The sequence below is a fragment of the Alteraurantiacibacter aquimixticola genome (assembly GCF_004965515.1).
Lineage (GTDB): Bacteria > Pseudomonadota > Alphaproteobacteria > Sphingomonadales > Sphingomonadaceae > Alteraurantiacibacter > Alteraurantiacibacter aquimixticola.
The window spans coordinates 452,150-473,468 of the sequence record NZ_SSHH01000001.1; the positions used below are offsets into that span (position 1 = coordinate 452,150).

At 63.3% G+C, this 21,319-nt stretch carries 15 protein-coding genes; all 15 read left to right on the plus strand.

Annotated elements, in window-relative coordinates; translation table 11 throughout:
- Window positions 1-22 precede the first annotated feature (22 nt).
- The gene (locus tag E5222_RS01890; protein WP_169053450.1) at window positions 23-1,030 is read left to right on the plus strand and encodes a glycosyltransferase family 2 protein; all 1,008 of its coding nucleotides are present in this window, start codon (window positions 23-25) and stop codon (window positions 1,028-1,030) included.
- Between the two features lie 81 nt (window positions 1,031-1,111).
- A complete protein-coding gene (locus tag E5222_RS01895; RefSeq protein ID WP_136691971.1) occupies window positions 1,112-2,401 on the plus strand; it encodes an O-antigen ligase family protein in 1,290 nt (429 codons plus the stop codon).
- Window positions 2,401-3,012, plus strand: coding sequence for a polysaccharide biosynthesis/export family protein (locus E5222_RS01900; protein WP_211196073.1), 612 nt, complete (start codon window positions 2,401-2,403; stop codon window positions 3,010-3,012). Before E5222_RS01895 ends, E5222_RS01900 begins: the two co-directional genes overlap by 1 nt.
- 16 nt (window positions 3,013-3,028) lie before the next feature.
- Window positions 3,029-3,388 (plus strand): Rap1a/Tai family immunity protein, encoded by a 360-nt coding sequence (locus tag E5222_RS01905; protein ID WP_136691973.1) that lies wholly within the window; start codon window positions 3,029-3,031, stop codon window positions 3,386-3,388.
- Between the two features lie 67 nt (window positions 3,389-3,455).
- Window positions 3,456-4,445, plus strand: a complete 990-nt coding sequence (locus E5222_RS16865; RefSeq protein WP_342773159.1) for a cell wall hydrolase — start codon at window positions 3,456-3,458, stop codon at window positions 4,443-4,445.
- Between the two features lie 238 nt (window positions 4,446-4,683).
- Window positions 4,684-5,682, plus strand: a complete 999-nt coding sequence (locus E5222_RS01915) for a glycosyltransferase family 2 protein (protein ID WP_136691975.1) — start codon at window positions 4,684-4,686, stop codon at window positions 5,680-5,682.
- Window positions 5,683-5,712: 30 nt separating this feature from the next.
- The gene (locus tag E5222_RS01920) at window positions 5,713-7,011 is read left to right on the plus strand and encodes a polysaccharide pyruvyl transferase family protein (protein ID WP_136691977.1); all 1,299 of its coding nucleotides are present in this window, start codon (window positions 5,713-5,715) and stop codon (window positions 7,009-7,011) included.
- 53 nt (window positions 7,012-7,064) lie between these two features.
- Window positions 7,065-8,336, plus strand: coding sequence for a glycosyltransferase family 4 protein (locus tag E5222_RS01925; RefSeq protein WP_136691979.1), 1,272 nt, complete (start codon window positions 7,065-7,067; stop codon window positions 8,334-8,336).
- Window positions 8,337-8,659: 323 nt separating this feature from the next.
- Window positions 8,660-10,828, plus strand: a complete 2,169-nt coding sequence (locus E5222_RS01930) for a GumC family protein (protein ID WP_136691981.1) — start codon at window positions 8,660-8,662, stop codon at window positions 10,826-10,828.
- A 64-nt stretch (window positions 10,829-10,892) separates the two neighbouring features.
- A complete protein-coding gene (locus tag E5222_RS01935; protein WP_169053451.1) occupies window positions 10,893-12,125 on the plus strand; it encodes an outer membrane beta-barrel protein in 1,233 nt (410 codons plus the stop codon).
- A gap of 303 nt (window positions 12,126-12,428) precedes the next feature.
- A complete protein-coding gene (locus E5222_RS01940; protein WP_136691984.1) occupies window positions 12,429-13,406 on the plus strand; it encodes a DUF11 domain-containing protein in 978 nt (325 codons plus the stop codon).
- Window positions 13,407-13,416: 10 nt separating this feature from the next.
- Window positions 13,417-13,890: a hypothetical protein gene (locus E5222_RS01945; protein ID WP_169053452.1), complete on the plus strand. Its 474-nt coding sequence runs from the start codon at window positions 13,417-13,419 to the stop codon at window positions 13,888-13,890.
- A 62-nt stretch (window positions 13,891-13,952) separates the two neighbouring features.
- Window positions 13,953-15,017: a DUF11 domain-containing protein gene (locus E5222_RS01950; RefSeq protein ID WP_136691988.1), complete on the plus strand. Its 1,065-nt coding sequence runs from the start codon at window positions 13,953-13,955 to the stop codon at window positions 15,015-15,017.
- A gap of 112 nt (window positions 15,018-15,129) precedes the next feature.
- A complete protein-coding gene (locus E5222_RS01955) occupies window positions 15,130-20,097 on the plus strand; it encodes a hypothetical protein (RefSeq protein WP_246021511.1) in 4,968 nt (1,655 codons plus the stop codon).
- Window positions 20,094-21,263 (plus strand): hypothetical protein, encoded by a 1,170-nt coding sequence (locus E5222_RS01960; protein WP_136691990.1) that lies wholly within the window; start codon window positions 20,094-20,096, stop codon window positions 21,261-21,263. The genes E5222_RS01955 and E5222_RS01960 overlap by 4 nt, the downstream gene beginning before the upstream one ends.
- The last annotated feature ends 56 nt before the right edge of the window (window positions 21,264-21,319 follow it).

A 21,319-nucleotide genomic window follows, 5' to 3' on the forward strand; every position in this document is an offset into this window, starting at 1 on the left:
CAGTAGCGAGCGAGGAGTCGAAGTGAGCATTGGTGCCGATCCGAACCGCGGTATTGCCGTCATCATAGCTGCCTATAATGCGGCAGGTACGATCGGGCGGGCGGTGCGTTCGGCTCTCGCGGAGCCAGAGGTCGCGGAAGTTATCGTCATCGACGATTGCTCTTCCGACAAGACGGTTGAGGCAGCTCGGCTTGCGGATGACCAGTCGGGCCGTTTGCGCATTCTCACGCAGGACAGGAACGGAGGGCCGGCAGCAGCGCGCAATCGCGGATTCGCCGAAGCTTCCAGCCCCTTCGTGGCGGTGCTCGATTCCGATGATTTCCTTCTTCCCGGCCGCTTCAGCCGGCTGCTCGACCTCTCCGAGGCGTGGGACATTGCCGCCGACAATATCATGTTCGTCCTGCAAGGCGGCGAGGCGGGCCTTCCGCTGACCAGCGCGTCAGCAGGGGCGGAGCGTGCCCTTACCCTTGCAGACTTTGTCGAGGCGAACATCTCGCGTTTCGGACGGCAACGGGCCGAACTCGGCTTTCTCAAGCCTGTCTTCCGGCGCAGCTTCCTGCAGCAGCATGGCCTCCTCTATGATTCCAGCCTGCGGCTGGGCGAGGACTTTGCCCTCTATCTGCGCGCCCTGATATCGGGTGCGCGGTTCCGGATTACCTCCGGCTGCGGTTATGTCGCTGTCGAGCGGCCGGATTCGCTCAGCGGCCAGCACCGGACCGAAGATCTCGCAGCCTTGCGCGATTCCGACAATGATCTGCTCGCCGGGATGGATCGCGGATCACCGGCCTATGCGTCGGTGCGCCGCCATCGCGATCACATTGCGCGGCGTTATCTTTACCGGGCCTTCCTCGACGAGCGGCGGCGTGTCGGCATAGCGCGCGCCTTCCGTTCATATCTGGGCCGTCCCGGCGAGGTGCTGTCCATCCTCCATTCCAACGCACTCGATCGCGCAGCGTCATGGCTGCGGCGGGTGCGGAGGCAGCGGCGGGCGGGGCAGGCATTGAGAACCCGCTACCTGATGGAGACCTGACATGTCTTGTCCCGGGGCAGCGACAATCGATCACCGCGGCGGCGCGGTGGACATGGTCTAGACGAGACTTGGAGAACGGCGTTGGCGGTTGGACATTACCGAGCGGAGCTGATCCCGAGACCCAGTCTCAGGAACGCCGACCTGCCTCTCTATGATGAGGCTTTCGCCTTCCTCGCTCTTACTTTCGTGCTGTTTGCGATCAGTCTTGGCGCATTGGTTCCGGTATTGGTCGTCTTGCTGCTGGGGGCCTTCTTCGTGGTCCGGCCTGCGCAGGGCGCGCAGGCGCTGCTGTCCAACTGGATAGTCCTCTTATTGCCGGCCTTCGCGCTGCTCTCGGTGGTCTGGTCGATCGAGCCGTCGACCTCCGCCTATTATGGCGTGCAGTATCTGCTGACCGCTATCCTCGGCATATTGCTGGGCAGTTGCCTCGATAGCGAGAAGGCGCTCAACGGAATATTCGGCGCCTTCGCAATCTTCAGTGTCGCCAGCATGATTTTCGGCCAGACGGTGAGCTGGGGCGGAACCGGCACGGCTTTCGCAGGCCTGGTCGCCTCGAAGAATTCGATGGGTGATATCGCTGCAATTGGCGCACTTGCTTCGCTGGCGTTCCTATTCCGGATGATCGGCCGTAGGTGGGTACTGACGTCTGCCGCCGCCGCAGTGGTCCTGTTGCTGCAGCTTTTCCAGGTCGGCGCATCGCAATCCTCAGGCGCGGTCATCAGTGCGGGACTGGGCATCGGCGTATTCGCCGTTCTCGGGGCGTCGAGGGCCATCCCGGGGCAATATCGCGTCCTTCTCGGCCTTGTCGGCCTCGCCACGATCTTCATCCTGTTCGTCCAGCGCGACTTGTGGTTCGAGCCGCTGATGACCTGGATCATGGAGGCTTTCGGCAAGAGCCCGACGCTGACCGGCCGAACTCCGATCTGGGAGCATGGGCAGCGGCTGGTCGCCGAACGCCCGGTATTCGGGCTGGGTTTCTCGGCCTTCTGGCTGCATGGGAACCTCGATGCGGAAGGCATCTGGCGCAGCATGGGTATCGGCAACAGGTCCGGCTTCAACTTCCACAACACGCCGCTCGAGCTGCTGGTGCATCTTGGCTATGTCGGGCTCATCCTGTTCGCGGCGGTGTTCCTGTTCGCCCTGGTGAAACTGGTAGCCGTATCCGTTTCGCGTCCCACGCTGCCGCTGATGTTCTGGGCCAGCTTCATGGTCTACCAGGTAACGCGGATGTACGCGGAATCGCGCGGGCTCAAGCTCTTCGATTACGGCACGGTCCTGCTCTTTGCGGCCATGGCGATGGGGCTGCGCTACGCGCTCCAGCCTCCCGAAACGAACTCTTCCAGACCAGCGATCAAATACAGGGGATCCTGATGAACCATGCTGTTGAACACGATACGCCGCACCGTGGAGCGATGCTGGGGGTGCGAAAACTCATACCGGTAATGGCGCTTGCCGCACTGGCCGGCTGCACATCCTATTCGGTGCCCGTCATGGAAGCATCGGAGATATCTTCCGAACCGGCTCCCTTGCTTCTTGGCGCTGGCGACAAGCTGCGCATCCGCGTCTTCGGGGAAGAGCGGCTGACGGGCGAATATTCCGTGTCGGCGGACGGCAATGTCGTCTTCCCGCTGATCGGAAGCGTCCAGGCGCAGGACCGCACGGTCGATCAGTTGCAGGTGGCCATGCGCGATGCGCTGGCTTCGGGCTATATCGAAGACCCCCGGCTGGCGATCGAGGTGATCGACTTCCGGCCATTCTACATCCTTGGCGAGGTCAACCGGCCCGGCGAATATCCATATGTTGCCGGTCTCACGCTGCAGCAGGCTATCGCGACCGCGGGCGGCTATACCTATCGCGCCAAGCGCGACCGCGTGCGTATCACCCGTTCGGCCGAGGATGCCGAGCGTGAGCTGCGGCTCGACGGGACGTCGGTTGCCGTCCAGCCGGGCGATACGATCATGATTCCGGAGCGGTTCTTTTGATCGAGGGGATCGCCCTTTGAGGCTGCCTGCGGCCCTTGTCCTTCTCGCGGGAGCGGCTGCTCCGGCGGTCGCGCAGGATTCGCCGGGGTCGATCGGCTATTTGACGGCTGGGGGTCTTGCCGACCGCTGTGGCGAGAATTCGGCAGAGAGCCTCAGCTACTGTTTCGCCTTCATGGCCGCCGTGCGCGATACGGCCAGGGCCTATGAGATCTGGATCAACCAGCGCGAGTTCTGCATGCCTGCGGGCACCGCGCAGAGCGAAATCCGCGACATCTTTCTCGCCAAGATCGAAAGCGAGCCATCCGCGCGCGAGGGGCAGGCCGCCTCTGTCGTGCTGGTAGCGCTCAAGGAAGCATTCCCCTGTGGCGCAGAGTGATCCCCAAGAGCCGCCTACGGAGCTTGAGGCGCCCCCTAACGATGGTCTGGCTCCGGAGACCGGTCGCTTGACCAAGCCTGAGGGGCCCGATGGCCGCATGATCTGGATCGGCGCGATCTGCCTTGCGCTGATCGTCTCCGTTTACTTCCTGGCCGACCGCTTCATCGCTCAAGGCTCGCCCATGCCCGAGACTGTTGCACCGGCCGCCAATGGCGAGACGTCGGGCAATGCGCTCGCGCTCATTTCAGAGCCGGGGCCGGGGGCATTCAAGCCGCTCACCGCCGAAGAAGCGATTATCGCCAATGCGCTGGTGCCCGTGGCGGAAACGGACTTCGCGCCGGGGATGCGCCTGCAATTGCCGGATAGTAGCGAGAGTTTCGACGCTGCGGCGCACTGCCTTACCGCCGCGATCTATTACGAAGCAGGTTTCGAGCCGGCGGATGGGCAGCGCGCGGTGGCGCAGGTGGTGATCAATCGCGTGCATCACCCGGCCTATCCCAACTCGGTTTGCGACGTGGTTTTCCAGGGTTCGGAGCGCAGTACCGGCTGCCAGTTCACCTTCACCTGCGATGGTTCGCTGAACCGGCAGCCGATCCCGCAGGCCTGGGACGCTGCGCAGGACATTGCGCGGCAAGCGCTGTCCGGCACCGTCTATGAGGGCGTCGGCCTGTCCACGCATTATCATGCCGATTACGTCGTACCCTACTGGGCGAGCAGCCTTGCCGAGACGGCGACGATCGGGCGGCACATTTTCTATCGCTGGAACGGGCGGGAAGGGACGCGCATCTCCTTCGCCCAGGCATACCGTCCGGAAGGCCAGATCCCCGCCGGCCTCGCTTTCGCCGATGGGGTGGGTGACGCTTCGGGCAGGGTCCTGCTTTCCGCCCGGATCATTCCCGAAGAGCGGCCCATCCTCAACCTTGCCGGGGCGCAAATGTCCGGCGCCCCGATCGCGAGCGAGGAGGAGGCGACCGCACTCGGCACGCAGGATAGGCGGCCAAGCACAAGCGAACGGTTCGTTATTCCGATGACGGCGACCTCAGGCGGTGAGCGGTAGTCCATACGCAGGGAGCCGGACGGCATGCGAAGAGCGCTGCACGCTTGTCCCGATACTGGCCACCGGCAACGTAAAACTACCCTTAACCAATGTTGCAATGCAGCATAAATCGTGACAGGATTTCTTCGAAAGGCGACTCATCGGCCCTGAACGGGCTGAAATCTAAAAGAGAAGTCGCCACGGGGCATTGCGCTGAAATCCGGGTCGCGAATGGCAGTAACAACCCTGGGATAGACGCGTGCAAGTTGTACCTTCCTCTCTGAACTCAGCCGTGACCGGGGGCGAGAAGCGTTCCGGCGGTGCTGCCGTTTCGGAGGAGGGCGGGCCTGTGCATATCCTGCTCGCCGTCCTCACCACCGGAGCCCGCGACGGCTCGCTGCGCGATTGCGTGGAAGCGATATCCCGCCTGAAGCGAGCAGAGGGCACGCGCCTGGAACTGATGCTCGTCCAGAACGGGACGGATGAGGTCACGCCCGAAGTCGCCCGCCTTCGTGACGAAGGGCCGATGCCGCTCACCGTCGTGGTCGAGCCGCGCAAGGGTATCCCGATCGCCCGCAACCGCGCCCTCGAAGAAGGCATCGCAGCGGGCGCCGACTACCTTGCCTTCATAGATGACGATGCCGAGCCCGATGAGGACTGGCTGATAGAGGCGGCGAAGGTCCTGCGCGTGTCCGGCACCCACGCCGTGGCCGGACCGCAGGAGCCCGTCTTCCCTCCCGATTCCCCCGAGCGCCTGCGCGGCGCGATCATCTACAAGGCGATCGAACAGGATCCCGACCGGCCCTGCCGGTGGGCGGCATCGAACAATGTCATCATGTCGTTGCCCTTCATCCGCGAGCAGGAACTGCGCTTCGACGAGAATTTCCGCACCGGCGGCAGCGACAAGGATTTCTTCCTGCGCTTCGCCAATCGCGGCGGCGTGATCCGCTGGGCGCCGAAGTCGATCGTTCGCGAGCCCGTGGTACCGGAGCGATTGTCGATGAAATGGGCCATCAAACGGTCATGGAGGCTTGGCACAACCGGGTTCCAGCTAGAACGGTCGACGCGATCGCCACTCGCGGCGATGGCCAGATGCGCGTGGAAGGGGCTTTGCTACGTCCTCGCCGGTATCGCCCTCCTGCCGCTTGGCCTGCTCCCGCGCCGTGCGGCGCTGGTGGACGGGCTTTCCTACATCGCAAGGGGCGCGGGGTTCTTCCTCGGCATGGTCCCGGCACTGAGGCTGCGCAACTATGCCTGACACGGGGCCTGACGCCGGAAAGAGGATCCCATGACGGGTACTGCGAAAAAGGCAATTGTCGACCTTTGCGCCGCGGCGGGGGCGATCCGGTCGCGCCTGTCATCGGGCAAGCGGGCGCTGGTCATCCCTCCCGCCGGGCCGGGCAGCGTCGGCGATGCCGCCATGCTTACCTCGATCATCGCAACCTTGCGCAAGAACGGATATTCGCGGGTCGACCTGCTGCAGGTCGAAAAGGGCTGCCATTGGCCGCTCGATGCGCGCGAGGATCGCCTGATCCCGGCGGCGGACTTCATCGATTACGGATCGCGGATGAACCTTGCGGCGATCCTGCTGCAACTGGGTGGCTATTCGGACCTGCTTTGCGTCGGTGCCGATATCCTCGACGGGATCTATGACGAGGACAAGATGACGCACCGGCTGGAGCTGCTGGCCCGCGCCGCCCGCATGGGCGTGCGCGCCACGGTGGTCGGCAGCAGTTTCAGCGATCATCCGTCGCCCCAGATCGTCTCGCTGCTGCGGAGCCTCCCGGCGGGCGTGCGCATCTTCGCCCGCGATGAATATTCGCACGAGCGCATGAAGCGGGCGCTCGGCCGCGATATCGGCCTTTCCGCCGACACGGCCTTCCTCCTTCCCGCCGCGGAAGAGCGCCTTGCGGGTCATGGCGTGCTCACATGGGTCGAGCGGCAGAAAGGCGAGGGCCGCAAGATCGTCGCGGTGAATGCCAACAACCTCCACGAAAAGGGGCATCCGACGCTGGTCGAAGACTATGCGCGCATGGCCGCCAAGCTGATCGAAGTGGGTGCATCGGTGCTGCTGATCCCGCACGATTCACGCATGGCCCGCTCGGACCAGTTCATCGCCGGCGAAATCCTCGCCTTGCTGGGAGAAGGACGGGATAGCCACGCCTTCCGCTTCGAGGCGGAGACGCCGGGCCAGCTCAAGGCCTTGCTCTCGCGCGCCGACCTGGCGGTGACCGGGCGCATGCATGCGGCGATCATTGCATCCGGGGCGCATACGCCGGCCATGTCCTTCGCCTATGCCAACAAGTTCGAGGGTTTTTACCGCCACCTCGATCTCGATCCGGCGGAGATGATCCTCACGCTGGACGCGCTGCGGGACGAGCCGGACCGGGTGGTCTCCAGGATACTGGCTGTGCTGAAAAAGTCGGAGCAATTGTCCACCCATATCGCCGGGCGCCTTGGCGCGATCGAGCGGGAAGCGCTGCGCAATTTCGACTTTGCCGCGCCGGGTGAAATGCCCGCCGCCAATGGGCGCAAGAAGAAGACTCAAGGATATTCGGAACCGCAGGGCACGGTCTCGGGCAGTTAGGACGCGGGCCGGATGTCACCCGTAATGCGAATGCGAGTTTGTGGGGAAACGCGATGAAGATCCTGTTTGTCAGCCACGCCGTGCCGGATGTGAACGGCAGGGGATCGGAACGCCGGGCTGCGCAACATCTCGCCACGCTGGAGACTTTGGGCGAGGTTACCCTCGTGCTCCCCGATTCCATCGCCGCCACGGCTGAAGGGAGAGGCGATGCCATGTCGCGGCTCAAGGTCGACAGGCTGGTGCGCCGGCCCGATCTCACCAATGCGGCGATCTGGAACAAGCGGCATGAGAATGCGAGCGGGCGGATATCGCGCGCCTGGGCGGCGCTGCATCGCCGGCCGGAAATCGACCAGGCTGCGCCCGGACGTTATCATGAAGAGTGCAGGGCGCTGATCGACGATGATTTCGACCTCATCTTCGCCTTCCGCATCGCCAGTGCCACCTGGCTCGATTCCTTCATGCCCGCGAATTCCGACAGCAAGGCGGTGCGGATCGTCGATTTCGACGACATCGAATCGATCGGGATGACGCGCAACCTCCCGGCACTCCGCTCGAGCCTGTTCTGGCAAGTCATGCTGCGCCGCTGGATCAAGTTCACGCGCCAGACCGAGCAGCGCCTGTGCGACAGCTGGGACCGCGTCCTCGTCTGTTCGGATCACGATATTGGCGAAATCAGGGATCGCTATGGTGCGAAAGCGATCGCAGTACCCAACACAGTGCCGTTCGACCGAGCGGAAAGCGAGCCCGCGCCGCTGCCCTTCCGGGTGCTGTTTGTCGGCACGCTCAGCTATGGGCCCAATGTCGCCGGGATCGACTGGTTCGTGAAGGAAGTCTGGCCCAGCCTGCATGAGGCTTTGGGCAGCAAGATCGAGCTGGTCATCACCGGCTATGACGCCCCGCCCGAGATCATGGCTTTCGGGGAGATGGATGGCGTCACCGTCATCAGCCCGGCCGAGTCGCTCACGCCGCTCTATGCTGCTTCCCATGCCGTGATCGCGCCGATCCTGTCGGGGGCGGGCACCCGCATCAAGATCATCGAGGCGATGGCATTCGGCAAGGCCGTGGTCACCACGGCGGTGGGTTGCGAGGGCCTGGCGGTCGAAAATGGCGAGCACTTGCTCATCGCCGATGAGCCGAAAGACTTCGCCGATGCGGTCCTGTCGCTGGCCGACGATGCCGCACTTCGCCGCCTTGTTGCCCGGCGCGGTCGTGAGTTCGGCCGCGATCACTTCGCACCCGAAGCGGCGGATGAGAAGCTCCGCGCGGCGATCATGGCCGAACTTGGCACCGCATCGGGAGGTGCGGATGCGCGGCTTTGTGCGTGAAGGGCAAATCCGTCCCAAATTGCTGCATTTGCGAAATCTTTGTTGCACATGCGAAAAGATTATGGTTCCATTAACTCATCAGAAATGATGTGAGGTTCGCATAGCGAGATCAGGGATGCGATCGCCGACCGACCGAACGGTGCAGTCCACATTCCATCATCTCGCGGCGATGTGTGATCCGCTTCGAGCAGCAAAGCCACATATCGCCGGCAAACCTCATTCGGGAGCGTTTCGACGTTCCGGCGCGTGCGCCGTCCTGTCCGCGAAGGGCAATCCGGCCAGCATGCGATCATTTGGCAGGTGGGGAACCTGGGAGGCAGTCAATGACGTCAATGGATCAAGCGATCACCGCGTCCGCCGGGCCACTGAGGGAGGAGAAGCTCTCCTTCTCGCAGTGGCTACCGAACCCGATGCACATCTGGACGGTTTTCCGACGCCATATATGGCTCTTCATCGGTGTCGTCCTCACCGTCCTCCTGCTCGTCGCGATCCGCGTGCTGACGCTGACGCCCAGCTATGCGGCGACCGCCAGCATCGTGCTCCAGCCGCGGTCGACGCAGGTCATCAATGTGCGGTCGGTGGTGCCCGATCTTTCGGTCAATAGCGACATCGTCGATACCGAAGTACGCATGCTCACCTCGATGGCGCTGGCGAGGCGCGTCTATGACGTGCTGGAAGCGCAGGAGGCGGGCAGGCCCGTTCCGGACTATGACCGCCCGCTGACGCCTGCGGAGGAAACGGAGCGCGACAATGGGGCGAATACCCTTCTGGGCGCGGTTACGGTCAGGCGCTCCGGCCTGACCTATGTGATCGATGTCATCGCAAAGTCGCCTGACGCTCAACGCGCGGCGGATATCGCCAACACCTTCGTCAATGAATATGTCGGCGAGCAGATGCGCAGCAAGATCGCGACCACGCGCAATGCCCGCGAATGGCTGGACGAACGCATGGTCCAGCTGCGTTCCGAAGCTGCCGCCGCCGATGCCGAATTGCAGCAATTCACGATCTCAAACGGCCTGATGAGCGCCAATGGCGCGACCATGGCGGAGGAAGAGGCATCCGCCCTCAATCAGCAGATTGCCGGCGCCAGGGCCGACCTTGCCGAAAAGCGCGGACGACTGAGCGCGGCCATGGCCCAGGTGCGCAGGGGCGGGGCCGGCGCCGACGTGGCGCAGGCGCTCGACTCTACCACCATCACCTCTCTGAGACAGAGGGAAGCGGACGCCAGCCGGCGGCTTGCCGAATTGAATGCCCGCTACGGCAATCTCCACCCCGACGTTCGCAACGCGGAAAAGGAACTGGCGGACGCCCGCGATCAGATCCAGTCGGAAATCAATCGGATCCTCTCGCGCATGAGGGCTGAGGTCTCGGTGGCGGAGTCGAGGCTGGCTTCGCTCCAGTCCAGCCAGTCGGCGGCCCAACAGGCGCTCGCCGCCAACAGCCGCGCGCAGGTCGGCTATCTGGAATTGCAGCGCAAGGCGGACGCCGCGCGCGAGATTTACGAGGCCTTCCTGTCCCGCTCCAAGGAAACCGCGGCGCAGGAGGGGCTGCAGCAAGCCGATGCGCGCGTATCGGCCAATTCGCCCGTTCCCAGCACGCCGGACTATCCCAACTACACATTGGCGCTGATCTTCGCGCCGCTCGCTGCCTTGGCATCGGGCGTGGGCTCGGTGCTGCTGGCCGAGTACTTCCAGTCCGGGATCCGCACCAAGAGCCAGGTCGAACGCAAGCTCCGGCTCCGCTACGCGGGCGCGGTGCCCGACCTCGAATCCACGCTGGGCGATATGCGCAATTCCGAAGGGCCGCACGATTACATCCTGACCCATCCCCGCTCGACCTTCATCGAGGCGTTCCGAAGTTTGCGGGCCTTCGTGCAACTGCGACGGCGCGGCAGCAAGCTGGCCGTGGCGATCACCTCGGCCCTGCCCATGGAAGGCAAGACCACGACTTCGGTCTGCTTTGCCCGCACCGCAGCGATGGATGGCACCAGGACGATCCTGGTCGATTGCGACCTGCGCCGCCGCGGGACCAGCGCGATCTTCGACATCGAGAAGGACGGATTGCGCTCCTTCATTGCAGGTGAGGCAACGCTGGAAGAAGCGGTCTTTGTCGATGAACCGACGGGGCTCGCCGTTCTGGGCACTGCAGAGGGCAATACCGACACGTTCGACCCGCTGACGGCCGAGAAGCTGGAAGAGCTGATCGCCACGCTAAAGCGCGAATACGACCTGGTGGTGATCGATACCGCCCCCGTCCTCGGGGTTGCGGATGCCCGTACCGTTGCGGCCGGGGCCGACTCCGTTCTGGTGGTCGTACGCTGGGGCAAGACATCGCCTTCTGCGGCAGAGGCGGCGGTGGAGATCCTTGACGAGGCAGGCGTGCCGATGGCCGGTGCTGCCCTTACCCAGGTGGACATCCGCAAATATGCCAGCACGGGCAACGAAGATGTCTACGGCTATCACAAGCGGTTCGCCGGCTATTACCAGAACTGACCCGGGCATGATGGCGGATCACCGCGCACGGCACTTGCGCCAGTCAAGCCTTGCGGCGCTGGCATTGTCATTCGCTGTCCTGCCGTCCGGGGCGCTGGCGCAGGAGATACCCGATGGTGTCGGTGTGGCCGACAGGGTCCGGCCGGAGTTCCAGCCGGTTGGCGGGCGTGTCGGCTCCTTCTTCATCTACCCGGAGATCGAAGCCACGGTGGAGCTGGACGATAATGTCTTTGCCTCCGAGGACGACAGGAAGTCCGATGCGATCGGGACGCTGGAGCCCTCGGTCAGGCTCCAATCGAGCTGGTCGCGTCATATGGTCAGGGCCACGGCCCGTTACCGGCTGACGCGGTTCGCGGACAACAGTTCGGAGAACACCGATGAATATGGCGTGGGCTTTTCCGGCCGGCTGGATACAGGCTCTTCGGCGGATATCCGTGTCCGGCTGGAAGCCGATCGCCTGGCCGAGGAGCGCTACGATATCGCCTCGCCATCGGCTTCCGAGTCGCCGATCCAGTATGGCCGCCTGCTCGCCAGCCTGCAGGCGAGGCAGCGGCTGGGGCGCTTCAACGCGATCGTGGGTGCCAGTGTCCGCACGCTCGACTTCGAGGACAACAGGACGCGCGACGGAGAGCCGATCGACGGGGACATCCGCAATGTGGATGTCGTCTCCGGAGACCTGACCGTGAGTTACGGTGGCGGCGCGGCCTTTCGCACCTTCGTGCGCGGCGCGGTGGAGAAGCGCAGCTATCCCTTCGGTCCGGAAGACGCCGATTTCGATCCGACAGTGAACTTCAACCGCGATTCCGAAGGTTTCCGGCTCGAAGGCGGCATCTCGGTCGAAATCAGGGACAGGCTCTATGGCAATGTGCGGGCCGGCTACCTTGTCCAGAACTACGACGACCCGCAGCTGCGCGACATTGACGGCTTTTCCTTCGGGGCCGACCTGCTGTGGAACCCGACGCTGCTCACCAGCGCGCGGCTGGCGGTCAGCCGTGCGGTTGATCTCAACACCTCGGTCCAGAATGCCGGCAATCTGCGGACGAGCTATTCACTGGTCGTCAGCCACGAATTGCGCCGCAATATCGTGCTCACCGGTGCCGGAACCTTTGCCACGATCTCACCTGTGGGCCCTGGAGAGAACAGCCGCGAATATGAAGCGAGTGCCGGTGTGACCTATTTGCTCAATCGCCGCTATTCGCTCGCCGCCGGCCTCATCCACCGCTCGCGCAGCTCGGATGATCCGAACCTGCGCTTCGACGCCAACCGGGCGGTCCTTACCTTACGGGCGCGCTTCTGACGCAGCCGGGAGGCCCCCGCGAATGGCGGGCCATCTCATCGAAAATGTCGGAAAAGATGGTCGGCGCGATGGGAGAAGGACGAATGGAAGCGACCAATCGAGGACGCGGTCAGCTTGCCCGTCGCACCCTTCGGATCCTGCCGGCATCGGGCGATCTTGAGCGAGGTAAGCTGCACGTCCCGCCCCATTGCACCTCTGCGTAGACTGGCCGGGCAGCCTGTCCGTTAAATGGTAAGAGGAAACCCCTAGGAGGTCGTTAACCTTTTTCCCTTAGCAAGCACCCCGAGAAACTTGGGGGGCAACATGATCAAGAACTCTCACTACCTGCTGGCCACTGTCGCTGTGGTCAGCCTTGGCGCCACGCCCGCACTCGCTGCGGGCGTACTTGCAGGCACCGATATCGAGAACACGGCGACCGCGACTTATCAGATCGGCGGCTCGCCTGGGGCGGTCGATTCGAACACGGTAACGATTCGCGTGGACGAAGTCCTGAATGTCAGCGTCACCACGCTGGACAGCGGGTCCGTCGCCATCGACGGGACCGGAGCGGTGTTGACGTTTTCCGTTACCAACGAGGGCAACGGTCCCGAGGCGTTCGATCTGACGGTCCTCGAATCGATCGGCGGTAACGATTTCAACGCGAATGTTACCTTCGTCGCGGTGGATACGAACAACAACGGTATCTACGATCCGGGGTCTGACCTCATCCTGACGACCGGCGTCAGCACTCCGTCTGTCGACCCGGACGATGCGCTGACCGTTTTCGTCGGCGTGTCCCTTCCCGGTGGGCAGACCGATAGCGATGCCAGCCAGCTTCGCCTGACGGCGGAAGCCGCGACGGGAACCGGCGCGCCCGGCACCAGCTTCGCCGGTCAAGGCGCGGGCGGCGGCGACGCCGTTGTCGGCGCGACGGGTGCGGACGACGATGATCTTGGCGCACTGATTGTCAGCCTTGGAGGCTCACCTCTGGTCGCGCTGACCAAGTCGGCGACAGTGGCCGATCCTTTCGGCGGTACGCAGCCGATCCCTGGCGCGATTGTCACCTATTCGATTCTCGCGACGGTAAGCGGAACGGGATCGGTCGATCTCCTGACCGTTTCCGACGCGATTCCGGCAGGCACGACCTATGTGCCCGGCTCACTCGCGCTCGACAGCGGATCGTTGACCGACGCGGCAGATACCGATGCCGGCGAAGCGAACGGTTCCGGCATTTCCGTCGATCTCGGCAGCGTCACCAGCGGCGCGTCCCACACAGTCGAGTTCGACGTCGAGGTCAACTGAGGGTAAACCCATGAAAAATATGACCTTTACGGCAGCGCTTCTTGTCGCCTGCTTCACCTCCCCTGCCATGGCGCAAGCTGCGGAGCGGCCGGTGACGCTGGACAGCGATATGAAGCTGGAACGTATCGTTGAGGAAAACGGCAACCGGACGACCCTTCTGGTCGACCCGGAAGTCGTCGTGCCCGGCGATCGTCTCCAGTTCGTGACGCGTTACAACAATGTCGGCAACGAGACGGTGAACGACTTCGTCATCACCAATCCCGTGCCGAACAGCATCCGCGTCACGGATGATTCGGCCAATGAGCTCGAAGTCTCGGTCGATGGCGGCGTGAATTGGGGCAAGCTCGCCGATCTTACCGTCACCGACGAGGAGGGGGTCGTTCAGCCCGCCGGTGCCGATGACGTCACGCATGTCCGCTGGTCCATTGCCGAACTGGTACCGGGCGCAGCCGGGCAGGTCCAATATTCAGGAATCGTAGAGTGATCCGTGGGCCGGGGCGACAGCCTCGCACCTTCTGACGCTATGATAACTCGGGGAATAAGCCAATGAAAACGCATACGAAATTTCTGGTTTCTACCAGTCTCTTGACGGCCGGTGCGCTTGTTGCATCGCCTGCTTTCGCTGCCGGTACTGCAGCCGGCACAACCATTCAGAACGAAGTGACCGTCAGCTACAATGTCGGCACTGTGGCCCAGACCGATATTGAGGCGACGGATGAAATCATCGTCGACCGCAAGATCGACCTGGTGGTTCAGGAGCTCGGCTCCAACACCACGACGGTCAACCCGAACGAGACGCAGGTCGTGACGACTTTCACGGTCACCAACCTGTCGAACGCGACGCTCGACTTCCTGCTCAGCGCGACTGACGGATCGGGTGACGATTTCGATATCTCGGGCGGCTACACCTTCTACGTGGACAATGAGAGTGCAGGCGTGTCGGGCTCTCTCGACGCTGCTGACGGCGCACCCGTCACCAACCTGGACGATATTGTCGCCGACGATATCGTGACCGTGTTCGTCGTGGGCGCTTCCGTGCCCGGCACTGTGGTGAATGCCGAAGAAGCCGACGTGATCCTGACGGCCGCCGCTCGCGAAACCACGGGCGGTGCGCTCACCGGCGTTCTCACGTCGGGCGATGCCAATACCGCTGCTATGGACACAGTGCTGGCCGATGCCGCGGGTGAAACCGATGCGCTTCGAGATGGTGCGCATTCGGCTCTGGACACCTATGTGGTTTCCGCAGCCGGCCTCACCGTCACGAAGTCGAGCCGTGTGATCGACGATCCCGTCAACGGAACGACCAACCCGAAGATGATCCCGGGCGCGACGGTCGAATACTGCATCGCGGTGGTCAATGCTTCGGGCAGTGCGACCGCATCTGGCATCAATATCTCGGATACGCTGCCTAGCGGTCTCGTCTTCGTGCCTGGTTCGATCGTGATCAACGGCTCGCTTGCTGGTGCAGGCTCCGATCCGACCGATTGCGACACCGGCACCGGTTCGGCTGGCGGCAGCTTCTCCGGCAACACCGTTTCGGGTGGGCTGAGCGATATCGCCGGCGGCTCGAACGGCACGCTGGTGTTCCAAGCCACGATCGACCCGAGCTAAGGCTCATTTTGCGACGGGGGGCCGGTGGTCCCCCGTTTGCTTCGGGCAAATATGGTTAATGCGAACGCAACGGTTCTCTAACGGACTGGCGGCTCTCGTCCTCTGCTTGCTGGTGATCTTCGGTGCTGTGCCCTCCAGGGCGCAGACGATCGAAAATATCGCCAATGCGGAATGGACGGTGTCGGGCATGGAATATTCCACCACGTCGAACCGTGTCGTGTTCGACGTGGCGATGCCTGCTGCAACAATCTCGACCTACCAGCCTGTCGTGGCAGACGGCAGGTCGACGCAAATTGTCGCGTCGCGGTGCGGCAACCAGCCGATTACCACTGCAAGCGTCGATCCCCGGCAGATACTGAACTGGAGCATTTCGCCCACCACGACCATCAAGGTTGGCCGCATCGTGGTCTTCGAGGTGGTTGCGCCGATCGCAAACACCGATCCTGACGCTAGGGATCAATTGACTGCGGTACTGAACGCGCCGAGTGGCGACGCCGAGACACTCACCATCTACGAAACCGAAGTCGATAGCGGGATTTTTATTGGCGAGCTGCCGACCCGTCGCATCCCGCCTGCGCCTGTATCGGGCGATTGCGTCCTCAGCCTGGCGGGCGGGGAAACCATCACGATCGATGTCAACTCGCCGGGATCGGACGAAGTTCTGGTCAGCGCAAAGGTGCTCGGACTGGCCGATCCTTACGGCATGGTGTTCGATAGCGCGGACGGAACGCCGGTTGATGGCGCACGCGTCACCTTGATCGATACCACAACGGGATTGCCCGCCGAGGTCTTCTCTGAAGACGGCGTAACTCCTTATCCTTCAACGGTAATTTCTGGAACAAACGCGGTCGACAATGCCGGATTGGTCTATCCTGTCGAGGCAGGAGAGTTCCGTTTTCCGCTGACTCCCGCTGGCTCCTACCGGCTCCTGGTTGAACCGCCTGAGCCGTTCACCGCGCCTTCGGTCGTTCCGGAGTCCCAGCTTGCCACACTTACACGCCCCGGCGGCGGTAGCTTTATCATCACGGATGCCTCTTATGGCAATCCGTTCGCTCTCTCCGGAAATGACGCCGTCCAGATCGATATTCCGGTCGACCTGCCCGGCCTTCCCTTGCTGCTCGACAAGCGCGCATCGCGCGAGCGGGCACAGCCGGGCGATGTCGTCTTCTACACCGTAACCGTCCGCAATCCTGACGAGCTCCGCTCGCGGCAGGACGTCGTGTTTATCGACCTTCCGTCGACCTGGCTGCGCTTGCGGCCGGATTCCATCCGCCTGAACGGTGAGGATCCGGGCGATGCGCTAACCATCGCAAGCGATGGCAAGCGGTTCGAGATTGTGCTTGGGGCGATGACGGCGGGCCAGTCCCATCGGATAACCTATGCGATGACCGTGCGTCCCGATGCTTCACCGGGGCAGGCAGGCAATCGCGCAGAAGTCATTGATATTACCGGAGGTATCAGTCGTGCCGGTGCGACCGTGCGGATCGATCGCGACCTGATTGCAGGGCGGATGACGCTGATCGGCCGCGTGACCGCCGGTGGCTGCGGCTCCTCCGGCGAAGCGATCGGAATTCCCGGTGTCCGGGTCATGCTGGAAGATGGCAGCTTCGCCGTCACCGATGCCGACGGCCGCTACCATTTCGATGGCCTGGTTCCGGGCGCGCATGTGGTCCAGGCGCAAAACGCTACCCTGCCCGAGGGCGGCGAGTTCGTCGACTGTGCGCCCTCGACGCGCAGCGCGGGAAGGGCCAATTCGCGCTTCATCACGGGCCAAGGCGGTAGCCTTGTCGTTGCCGATTTCCACGCGGTGATCCCCGAAGGTGCGTTGCTGGTCGATGCAGCGAGCACTCGTGCGGAACCGCTTCCCGATCCGGTCGCGGCTGGTGCGGAAACAAACTGGATCGCCATGGGCAATGGCCCCAATGACTGGCTTTTCCCTGCTATCGATCACAATCCGCGTTCGCCCGCGATCCGCGTGGCTATTCGCCATCGGCCGACCCAGAGCGTGGTGCTGAAGGTTGACGGCGAGCCCATCGCTGATCTTTCTTTCGAAGGAACGGATACCGCTCCTTCGCGCGACTACGCCGTCAGCCTCTGGCGCGGTGTCCAGCTGGAAGGCGAGACGACACGCCTGGTCGCGGAGATCCGCGAGGCCGACGGATCGCTGGTCGAGACGCTGGAACGCGAAGTCTATTTCGTCAATCGTCCCGCCCGGGTGGAACTGCTTCCGGAAGCATCCAACCTCGTTGCCGACGGTCGCAGCCGCCCCGTACTTGCGGTTCGCCTGACCGACCGTCACGGACGCCCCGTTCATGCCGGCCTTACCGGCCAGCTGACGATCAACTCGCCCTATGAAAGCGCGCGCGCGATCGAGGTAAGCCAGAGCCGTGCTCTGGGGGGGCTGGGTTCGGTGGCGCCTACCTGGCTGGTCGAGGGCGACGATGGCATCGCATATATCGAGCTTGCGCCGACCATGGTGAGCGGTGCCGTGCGTGCAGAATTCTCTTTCCTCGACGGCGAGACGCGCCACACGCAAACGCTCGAAAGCTGGATGGTGCCCGGTGACCAGGAGTGGACGATTATCGGCCTCGCCGAAGGTTCGGTCGGCGCGCAGTCGATCGCCGACGAGATGGAGCGGGCCGGCAGCTTCGATTCCGACCTGGGCGAGGATGCACGGGTAGCCTTCTACGCCAAGGGTCGCGTACTCGGCAGCGTGCTCCTCACCGTGGCCTATGACAGCGCCAAGCAGCGCGAGGATACCGAGCTGCTGGGGATCATCGATCCGTCCGCCTATTACACGGTCTATGCCGACGGGGCGAACCGCCGCTTCGACGCCGCGAGCCGCGAAAAGCTCTATGTCCGCGTGGAAAGCGCAGCCTTCTACGCGCTCTATGGCGATTTCGAGACCGGCTTCGACCAGACCCGGCTGGCGGCCTACAACCGTGTCGCCACAGGCGTAAAGGGTGAGGTGCAGCTGGGACAGGTACATGCCCAGGGTTTCGCGGCCGAGATTGGCTCGCGCTATCGCCGGGACGAAATCCAGGGTGCGGGCATCAGCGGCCCCTACCAGCTTTCGAGCCGTGCGATCATTGCCAATAGCGAGACCGTGACGATCGAAGTGCGCGACCGTTTCCGCTCGGAAATCATCGTCGAACGTCAGACGCTGACGCGCTTTATCGATTACGACATCGACCTGCTTTCGGGCACGATCAGCTTTACCCGGCCGGTGCTGAGCCGCGATTCCGGCCTCAATCCGCAATTCATCGTGATCGACTACGAGATCGACGAACTGGCAGGCGGGGAATGGAATGCCGGCCTTCGTGCCGACTGGACGACCGATGATGGCCAGCTGCGTTTCGGTGCGACCGCGATCACCGACAAGGGTGACGAGGAGCGCTCCGACCTGCTGGCAGCCGATATGCGCCTGCGCCTTGGCAATGCGACCGAGATCCGGGCCGAAGTCGCCGCCAGCCGCAGCGAGGGCGACACCGCGACTGCCTGGATGATCGAAGCCGAGCACCATGGCAGCGCCATGGACCTGCTCGCCTACGCCCACCAGGTCGGTTCGTCCTTCGGCGTCGGTCAGCTCAACGGTGCGGAGCGTGGGCGCCGGAAGGCAGGCGTGGATGCCCGCTACGCCGTCACCGAGCACTGGTCGGTGACCGCCAGCGGCTGGTACGAGAACAGCCTGGTCGACGATGCCAGCCGGCGTGCAGTCGAATTGCGCACCGATTATCGTGGTGAGCGGACCGATGGCTTCGTGGGCATTGCCTGGTTCGACGACCACCTCGCCGATGGCGACCGCAACAGCTCGACCGTTCTCGAGACCGGTGCTTCGCAGCGCCTGTTCGACAACCGCCTCGAGATCACGGGCACGACCAGCATTGCCCTCGACAGCACGGAATCGATCGACCTGCCGACGCGCCACCAGCTGGGTCTGCGTTATGCGATCACTTCCGACATCCGCGCGCTGGCGACTTACGAGATTGCCGAGGGCGAGGCGATCGATGCGCGGACGCTGCGCGCTGGCCTCGAAGTGTCGCCCTGGAATGGCAGCAAGGTCATCGGCACGCTCGGCCGCCAGGGCCTGGACGATGACCGTCAGCGGACATTTGCGGCTTTCGGCCTGGCTCAGAGCCTTCCCGTCACCGACAGCATCACGATCGAGGCTACGCTTGACGGAAACCGCACGATCGGCGGCTTCGATCCGGGCGACATCGTCAATCCCGACCATCCGATCGCCAGTGGCGGTTTCGTGGGGAGCGGCGCCACACTGACCGAGGACTTCACTGCAGCGACCCTGGGCGCGACCTACCGCCGGGATCGCTGGAGCGCGACCGGCCGGGCCGAATGGCGCGATGGCGAGTTTGCCGACCGCAAGGGCCTTAGCCTCGCGGCCATTCGCCAGCTGGGCGAAGGCAGCGTTGTGGGCAGCGGGCTGACCTGGACACATGCGAGCGCCCCTGACGGCACTTCGACCGAAATCATCGATGCCGCCATTGCAGCCGCGCATCGTCCGGCGGATTCGGAATTCGCTTTCCTCAGCAAGCTCGAATTCCGCAGCGACAGCGTCCGGGGCGCGGTTTTCGGCGAGCCCGGCCCGGTCGGCGGCACCGCGCTCACTGTCGATGGCGATGCGAAATCGCGCCGGCTAATCGGCAGTGTCTCCACCAACTGGACCCCGCGCGGTGGCGGTGCGGCTGGCGAGATCCTGCAGCGCAGCGAGTTCGCACTGTTCGTCGGCGGACGTTACAGCTTCGATGAATATGAAGGATACGCGCTCGACGGTTTCACCGCGCTGGTCGGCGCGGATGTCCGCATCGGCATTGACGAGCGTGTTGAAATCGGCGCCAGCGCGACCGTGCGTTCCAACCTGACCGATGGAGCGACGAGCTTCTCGATCGGTCCGCAAATCGGCTTTGCGCCGGTGGATAACGTCTTGCTTACAGTGGGCTACAACGTCACAGGCTTCCGTGATCGCGATTTCCGCGATGCACGATCGACGGAACGGGGCCTTTTCGCCAACATCAAGATGAAGTTCGACACGCAGAGCTTTTCCTTCCTGGGGCTGGGCCGGTGAAGCGGCGCCTGTTCCAGCTGGCGGCGTTAGGCTGTACGGTGCTGGCGATGCCGGCCCATGCGGCATGCTCGGCGTCGAACCTGTATACCTTCTCCTACAGCAGCCAGTCGTACCAGACGCTCAGCTATAGCGGCAGCTACAACTACACCGCCAGCAACTCCCTGGGTCAGACCATGCCGTTCACGGCATCGTTCTTTGCCAACGGACTGGCGAACCGGAACGTCAACGGGCAGGCGCTGCCCGCGATCACGAACCTGATAACCGGGGCAAACGGGGCAAGGACGCTGTCTCTCGGCGGAATCTTCACCAGCCGCACCTCGAATATCGAGAGCAATACGCGCGTCACGCGCGTGACCTACACATTCGCTCAGCCGATCCGCGACTTCTTCATCGAAGTGCACGATGTGGACTACACGAACAACCAGTTCAGGGACTGGATGCACATTACCGGTTCCAATGGCGCCAACACCTACGCGGCGAGCATGGTGACACCCCATGGCACGGGCAATAATGGCATCTTGCCGCAGACAGCGTCAGGCTCCTCCATCCGGGTCGGAAGCCCTTCAGGCTTCCCGAACCCGGATCAGGCCTTCGGCACCTCCGGCTCCGACAACAACAATGTCAATACCGGGACGATTTCCGCCACTTTCGCCGAACCGGTCACCAGCGTGACGCTGACCTATGGCAATTACCCGCTCTTTGGCGGAGAGTACAGCACAGGGCAGCAGGCGGTCGGAATCGAGAGGCTATCGTTCTGTCCCATGCCGCAGGTTTCCATCACCAAGACATCGGAGCCGGTGAGCGGTGCGCTTGGAGCCTTCGACCTGCCGGACAATGACGTGATCTATACCATCACGGTCAGCAACACTGGCGGCAGCCCGGTCGACTCCAACTCGCTGGTGCTGCTCGACCTTCTTCCCGAAGACATCGCATTCCGGAACAGCCCGTTCGACGGGACCACCAGCCTGCCGTTCAAGCTCACCGGCTCGGCAGGCATGTCCCTTGCTCCATCGGGCATCTCATACAGCCAGACCGGCAATGGATCCTTCGGCTATGCGCCGGCAGCCGGCTACGACAACCAGGTCGATGCAATCAGGCTGGTTCCGAGCGGACAGCTCCCTGCTAATGGAAGCATCGCGATCCGGTTCCGTGCCAAGATAGATTAGCAAATATTCCCGGCTCTGAGGCGGGATATCCAAGAGGTTTTCTGTAAAATCCAGCT

What these genes read in the sequence shown, in the direction of transcription:
- E5222_RS01900 (WP_211196073.1), top strand. Translation starts at nt 2,401, where the DNA reads ATGAACCATGCTGTTGAACACGATACGCCGCACCGTGGAGCGATGCTG.
- E5222_RS01920 (WP_136691977.1), top strand. Translation starts at nt 5,713, where the DNA reads ATGACGGGTACTGCGAAAAAGGCAATTGTCGACCTTTGCGCCGCGGCG.
- E5222_RS01925 (WP_136691979.1), top strand. Translation starts at nt 7,065, where the DNA reads ATGAAGATCCTGTTTGTCAGCCACGCCGTGCCGGATGTGAACGGCAGG.
- E5222_RS01930 (WP_136691981.1), top strand. Translation starts at nt 8,660, where the DNA reads ATGACGTCAATGGATCAAGCGATCACCGCGTCCGCCGGGCCACTGAGG.
- E5222_RS01940 (WP_136691984.1), top strand. Translation starts at nt 12,429, where the DNA reads ATGATCAAGAACTCTCACTACCTGCTGGCCACTGTCGCTGTGGTCAGC.
- E5222_RS01945 (WP_169053452.1), top strand. Translation starts at nt 13,417, where the DNA reads ATGAAAAATATGACCTTTACGGCAGCGCTTCTTGTCGCCTGCTTCACC.
- E5222_RS01950 (WP_136691988.1), top strand. Translation starts at nt 13,953, where the DNA reads ATGAAAACGCATACGAAATTTCTGGTTTCTACCAGTCTCTTGACGGCC.